At 70.4% G+C, this 4946-nt stretch carries 6 protein-coding genes; 4 read left to right on the top strand and 2 right to left on the bottom strand.

The features are described from left to right. The first annotated feature begins 69 nt into the window (after positions 1-69). The 4 genes from RMO97_RS01100 to queG are packed head-to-tail and all read left to right on the top strand — an operon-like array spanning position 70 to position 3940. Complete coding sequence (locus RMO97_RS01100; protein ID WP_310538715.1) at positions 70-1140, top strand: citrate synthase/methylcitrate synthase; 1071 nt, start codon at positions 70-72, stop codon at positions 1138-1140. Between the two features lie 53 nt (positions 1141-1193). Beyond that, entirely contained in the window at positions 1194-2126 is a 933-nt protein-coding gene (locus RMO97_RS01105; RefSeq protein WP_310538716.1) for a cation diffusion facilitator family transporter, read from the top strand. Positions 2127-2166: 40 nt separating this feature from the next. Beyond that, entirely contained in the window at positions 2167-2841 is a 675-nt protein-coding gene (locus tag RMO97_RS01110) for a glutathione S-transferase family protein (protein ID WP_310538717.1), read from the top strand. Next, a complete protein-coding gene (queG, locus tag RMO97_RS01115) occupies positions 2822-3940 on the top strand; it encodes a tRNA epoxyqueuosine(34) reductase QueG (protein ID WP_310538718.1) in 1119 nt (372 codons plus the stop codon). Before RMO97_RS01110 ends, queG begins: the two co-directional genes overlap by 20 nt. Positions 3941-3955: 15 nt before the next feature. On the opposite strand, the gene RMO97_RS01120 is transcribed toward queG, so the two are convergent. Further along, on the bottom strand, positions 3956-4603 hold the full coding sequence (locus RMO97_RS01120) for a glutathione S-transferase (protein WP_310538719.1): 648 nt from the start codon (positions 4601-4603) through the stop codon (positions 3956-3958). A gap of 3 nt (positions 4604-4606) precedes the next feature. Beyond that, the coding region (locus tag RMO97_RS01125; protein ID WP_310538720.1) for an enoyl-CoA hydratase-related protein at positions 4607-4946 on the bottom strand (340 nt) is incomplete at its 5' end.

Genomic DNA, 4946 nt, shown 5'->3' on the forward strand with positions numbered 1-4946 from the left:
TCAAGATTGACGCGTCCAGCTTGGCGGCAAATATCGCCCTTAGCAAGTTTGGAAAAAGGAGGTCCTCCCATGTCGGACGGACTGGAAGACGTCATCGCCGCCCACACCGTGATGTCCGACGTGGACGGGGCGGCGGGCCGCCTGATCATCCGCGGCCGGTCGCTGGACGACCTGGCCGGGCGCGTCAGCTTCGAGGAAGTCACCCGCCTGCTGTGGGACGGGTTCTTCGACCACCTGCCCGCCGATCTGGCCGGGCCCCTGGCCGCGGCCCGCGCCGAGGTGTTCGCCGAGGTCTCGGCCATGGACACCGGCATTCTGTCGCTCAGTCCCATCGAGGCCATGCGGGCGCTCACCGCCCGGCTATCGGACGGAGACGACCTGGCCGTCGCCCTGCGCCTGCTGGCCGCCCCGGCGGTGTTCACCGCCGCCGTGGTGCGGGGCCAGGCGGGCGAGGCGCCGATCGCGCCGGACACCTCGCTCGGCCACGCCGCCGACATCCTGCGCATGCTGGGCAAGGCGCCTGACCAGGCGCAGGCCGAGGCCCTGGACACCTATCTGGTGACGGTGAGCGACCATGGGCTGAACGCCTCGACCTTCGCCGCCCGGGTGGTGGCGTCCACGCGGGCGGGGCTGGGCTCAGCGGTGCTGGCGGGGATCAGCGCCCTGAAGGGGCCGCTGCACGGCGGGGCGCCGGGACCGATCATCGACATGTTGGACGGGATCGGCGGCGCGGAGAACGCCCGGCCCTGGATCGAGGCGGCCCTGGCCCGCGGCGACCGGCTGATGGGCTTCGGCCACCGGGTCTACCGGGTGCGCGACCCCCGCGCCGACGCCCTGAAGGTCGCCATCCGCCGGATGGGGACCCGCAGCGGGCGGCTGGAGTTCGCCGAGGCCGTGGAGCGCGCAGTGCTGGAGATCCTCAAGGCTCACAAGCCCGACCGCAGCCTGGACACCAATGTGGAGTTCTACACCGCGCTCTTGCTGGAGGCCCTGGCCTTCCCGCCGCAGGCCTTCACCTGCGTGTTCGCGATGGGACGCACGGCCGGCTGGATCGCCCATGCGCGGGAGCAGCTGGCGGGAGGCCGCCTGATCCGGCCGCAGTCGGTCTATGTGGGGCCAACGCCGCGGGTGGCCGCGTGAGCTGAGAGTCGTTAGCGCTGGGGCGGCGTGCGCGGGCGCACTAGATAGGGCTCATGCACGCCCCCGCTGGCCTCGACCCGAAAGCCGCCGCCGCCCTCACCCGGCGGATCACCCTGCTGTCGGTGGCGACGGCCGGGGTGCTGGTGGTGATCAAGGGCGGGGTCTGGCTGATCTCCGGCTCGGTGGCGCTGCTGGCCTCGGCGGCGGACTCAGGGCTGGACCTCATCGCCAGCCTGGCGACCTTCTATGCGGTCCGCTACGCCCAGGCCCCGCCGGACGCCGAGCACCGCTTCGGGCACGGCAAGGCCGAGGCCTTCGCCAGCCTAGTGCAGGCAGGGCTTGTCTTCGCCTCGGCCGCCCTGATCGGCCAGGAGGCCATCGTCCACATCCTGAACCCCACCCCGGTGGCCAACGAGGGCTGGGCGGTGGCGGTGATGGCGGTCTCCACCCTGCTGACCGTGATGCTGATCCTCGCCCAGGGCCGGGTGCTGAAACAGACCAACTCCGTGGCAGTGTCGGGCGACCGGGCCCACTATCTCACCGACGTGGCCTCCAGCCTGATCGCGCTTGTCGGCATTGGCGCAGCGGCCTGGCTGGGCTTCAACAGCCTCGACGCCATCGCCGGGCTGATCGTCGCGGCTTTGCTGCTGTGGGCCGCCATCGGGGTGTTCCGCGAGGCCTCGGGCCAGCTGATGGACCACGAGTTGCCTGACACCGACCGCGCCCGCATCGTCGAGCTGGTGAGCCAGGACCCGCGCCTCAGCGACGTTCACCAGCTTCGCACCCGGGCCTCGGGGCCGTTTATCCATATGCAGATGCATGTGGACATCGATCCGGCCCTGACCCTGGAGGCCGCCCATCGCCTGATCGTCGAGGCCGAGACCCGTATCCTGGCGGAGTTTCCTCAGGCCGACATTTTGATCCACGCCGACCCGCGCGGCCGCGCCGAGCCGCACGGCGGCGCCTTCGCCGAACAGTCGCAGTAAACGCGCCCTTAACGCGACCTGTGGTAGTCCGCACCCTTCCATGACCCCCCACCGCACCCTTCACCATTTCCCCCTCGATCCCGCCTCGCGGCAGGTGCGTCTGGCCCTGGGCGAAAAGCGCCTGGCGTTTGTCGAGAACCCGGTGCGCTACTGGGAGCGTCCCAAGGAGCTGGTGAGCCTCAACCCCTCGGGCCTGACCCCGGTGCTGACGGAAGGCTCCCTGGTGCTCTGCGAGAGCCGGGCGATCCTAGATCACCTGGAGGAGACCTATCCCGAACCCGCCCTGCTGGGCCGCGAGCCCGCCGAACGGGCTGAGGCCAGGCGCCTGCTGCAGTGGTTCGACCGCAAGTTCGACTACGAGGTCGGCGGCTTCCTCCTGCACGAGAAGATGGAGAAGCGGCTGCTGGGCCTGGGGGCGCCGGACCTGGCCTCCCTGCGCCAAGGCCGCGAGGCCCTACGCGGCCACATGCTCTATATCGACAGCCTGCTGTCTGACCGCGACTGGCTGGCCGGGCCGCGGCTGTCGTTGGCCGACTTCGCGGCGGCCGCGCATCTCTCGGTGATCGACTATTTCGGCGACGTGCCCTGGACGGACTTCCAAGCCGTCAAGACCTGGTACATGAAGCTGAAATCGAGGCCGGCCTTCCGGCCGCTGCTGGCCGACCGCTGGCCCGGCCTCGCGCCGGCGCCGCATTATGACGACCTCGACTTCTGAGCTGATCTCCGAGAAGGCGGCCGAACTGGGCTTCGACGCCTGCCGCTTTGCGCGGGTCGACGAGGCCTGGGCGGCGGGGGAGCGACTGCATGAGTTCATCCACGACGGCCGCCACGGCGAGATGGACTGGATGGCCACCACCGCCGAGCGTCGCGCCCATCCCAACGCCATGTGGAGCGGGGCGCGCAGCGCGATCATGCTGGGGGTCAATTACGGCCCCGACGCCAATCCGCTGGAGGCGCTGGCGCATGGGGACCGCGGGGTGATCTCGGCCTATGCCCAGGGCGACGACTATCATGAGCTGATCAAGGGACGGCTGAAGCAGCTGGCCGGTTGGCTGGCGTCGAAGTTCGGCGGCGAGCTCAAGGTGTTCGTCGACACCGCGCCGCTGATGGAGAAACCGCTGGCGGCCCGCGCCGGCGTGGGCTGGCAGGGCAAGCACACCAACCTGGTGAGCCGCGAGTTCGGGTCCTGGCTGTTCCTCGGGTCCATCCTGACCGAGTTGGAACTGGCCCCCGATGCGCCGGAGGCGGAGCACTGCGGGTCTTGCCAGGCCTGCCTGGAGATCTGCCCGACCCAGGCCTTCCCGGCCCCGTTCCAGCTGGATGCCCGGCGCTGCATCTCCTACCTGACCATCGAGCTGAAGGGGCCGATCCCGCACGAATTCCGCGCCGCCCTGGGCAACCGCATCTATGGCTGCGACGACTGCCTGGCGGTCTGCCCCTGGAACAAGTTCGCCGCCACGGCGCGGGAGCAGAGGCTGCACGCGCGCGACGCCCTGAGGGCGCCGACCCTGCGGGACCTGGCGGGGCTGGACGATGCCGGCTTCCGGGCGCTGTTCTCCAAGAGCCCGGTGAAGCGCATCGGGCGCGAGCGGTTCGTGCGCAACGTGCTCTACGCGGTGGGCAATTCCGGGGACGCCGGGTTGGCGGAGGTGGCGCAGGGGTTGCTGACCGATCCGGCCCCCCTGGTGCGCGGCGCGGCGGTCTGGGCGCTCTCGCGGCTGTTGAGCGCCGAGGCGTTCGCAGTCCTGCGGGCTGCTCAGGCCGAGAGCGACGCTGATGTGCTCGCCGAGTGGGCTCATTTTCCTCCCCCGTAAACGGGGGAGGAAGGTTCAGGTCTGCCAGGTCGGCGCGGGGGCCGCGCTCTGCGCCGCCTTTGCCCGCACGAACCCGTCGCGCGTTTGCAGCCTCGCCCAGTAGTCGGCCACGGCGAGGGAGAACCTGGCGTCGAGCCCAAGCGTCTCCGCCAGCAGCAAGGCGTAGCCCACCGAGATGTCGGCGCCGGTGAACCGTTCGGCGCAGTACCAGCGGCCATTGGCCGCCAGCCGGGGCTCGAGGCCCTTCAGCCGGGCGGTGAACCAGCGGCCGTAGTCGTCGGCGACCTGGGGGTTGCGGCGGTCCTGGGGCTCCAGGCGCGTGTAGCGGAGCACCAGGGTCTGGGGGAAGGTGAGCGTCGCCTCGCCGAAGTGCAGGCCGTTCAGCCAGTCGCCATAGGCGGGGTCCCCCGGTTCGACGGAAAGGGCCGAGGGACCTTCCCGGGTGGCGAGATACTGCACGATGGCCGCGCTCTCGGTCATCCGCGTGGCGCCGTCCACCAGAAGGGGGATGGTGCCCAGCGGGTTTTCCGCCAGATAGTCGGGCGCCAGCACCCGGGGCGGGAAGGGCAACAGCTTCAGCTCATAGGGAAGGCCAAGCTCCTCCAGGGCCCAGAGCGCCCGGAAGGAGCGCGCGTCGGCGCAATGATAGAGCGTCAGGCTCATGGATTAGTCCGCGTAGACCGCCGGCCGCTTCTGCATGTTGGACATCACCGCCTCCACCTGATTGGGCGAGCCGATCAGCGCGCCCTGTTCCTGGCTCTCGGCCAGCAGGATGGCGTGCTGGTCGGCGTCGTGGGCCATATCCAGCAGCCGCTTGGAGCCCCGAGTCGCGTCCGGGCTCTTGGAGGCGATCTCGGCGGCCAGGGCCAGGGCCTCGGCGCGGGGATCGGCGCAGACCCGCGTGGCGAAGCCCATCTGCAGCGCCTCCTCACCGCTGAAGATGCGGCCCGTATAGGTCAGCTCCCGGGCCACGTCGTCGCGCACCAGGCGTTTCATGAGCACGATG

This window comes from Phenylobacterium sp. (assembly GCF_031425575.1).
Taxonomy (GTDB): Bacteria; Pseudomonadota; Alphaproteobacteria; order Caulobacterales; family Caulobacteraceae; genus Phenylobacterium.